The sequence below is a fragment of the Streptomyces sp. AC512_CC834 genome (assembly GCF_019049325.1).
Classification (GTDB): Bacteria; Actinomycetota; Actinomycetes; order Streptomycetales; family Streptomycetaceae; genus Streptomyces.
The window spans coordinates 1-1,288 of the sequence record NZ_JAGMUO010000101.1; the positions used below are offsets into that span (position 1 = coordinate 1).

General features: G+C 72.7%; 1 protein-coding gene. It reads right to left on the reverse strand.

The features are described 5' to 3' along the window. On the reverse strand, window positions 1–1,011 hold a 1,011-nt coding region (locus KUM40_RS32290), incomplete at its 3' end, for a LacI family DNA-binding transcriptional regulator (protein ID WP_217169847.1). Window positions 1,012–1,288 lie beyond the last annotated feature (277 nt).

The window sequence follows — 1,288 nt, forward strand, 5'->3', positions numbered from 1 at the left end:
GTCGGGGGCGGGGGCGATGGGGGTCTCGCCGCACGAGCGGCGCACGACGAGCCGCGCCGGAAGGGCGACGGACTCACCGGCCCGCCCCGCGATCCGGTCGACCAGCGCCCGTACGGCGGCCCGCCCGAGGTCGCGGGTGGGCTGGGCGATCGCGGTGACGGGCGGATCGGTGTGCACGAACCAGGGGATGTCGTCGAACGCGGCGAGCCCGATGTCCTCGGGGACCCGAAGTCCCCGCGCGCGTACGGCGTCCAGCGCGCCGAGCGCCATCAGGTTGTCGGCGGCGAAGACCACCTCGGGCGGCTCGGGCAGGTCGAGGAAGCCCTCGGTGACCCGGCGTCCGCTGCCGGCCTGGAAGTCGCCCTGGCCGATGTAGGCGTCGGGCAGGGGGAGCCCGTACACGCCGAGCGCCTCACGGAAGGCGTCGACGCGCTCGCGTCCGGTCGTGGTGGCGGCGGGCCCGGCGATGATCGCGAGCCGGCGGTGCCCGAGCCCGTGCAGGTGCGCGACGAGATCCCGTACGGCCGCCCGCCCGTCCGACCTGACGACGGGCACGTCCACGCCGGGGATCCACCGGTCGACGAAGACCATCGGCGTACCGGCCCGCGCGGCGTCCAGCATGCGCGGGGAGCCGCCGTCGGTGGGGGAGACGAGGAGCCCGTCGATACGCCGGTCGAGGAGCGTGGTCACATGGTGATCCTGGAGATCGGGCCGCTCGTCGGCGTTGCCGATGATGACGCTGTAGCCGAGCGCGCGGGCCTCTTCCTCGACGGAACGGGCCAGCTCGGTGAAGTACGGGTTCATGACGTCACTGATGACCAGGCCGAGGGTGCGGGTCTGGTCGGTGCGCAGCGACCGGGCGACGGCGTTCGGGCGGTACCCCAGCGTCTCGACGGCGGCCAGCACGCGCTCCCGTGCGGCGGGGCTGACGGACGGGTGGCCGTTGAGCGCCCGCGAGACCGTCGCGACGGACAGGCCCGCCTCGGCGGCAACGTCCTTGATGCTCGCCATCGCCGTTCCACCTCCTCGTGGAATCGATTACACGAGGGATTGGAAACGATTACATGGGCCGGAATCAAGAGGTGCGCCGAGGCCGAGACTCAATCGTGACCGTGGGGGTGGAGGCGCTGTCGAGGTCGGGGAGGAACCGCGTGTCGGAGGAGTGGGCGTGGGGCCGCCCGCTTCTTGGTCAGTGTCGTGCTTCCACGACCCGCGTCAAGGGCGCTCCGCTGTCGCTGCGCGTCGCCTTCGGCGATGCCCCTTCGGGTCACCCTTGACCCGGCTCGCT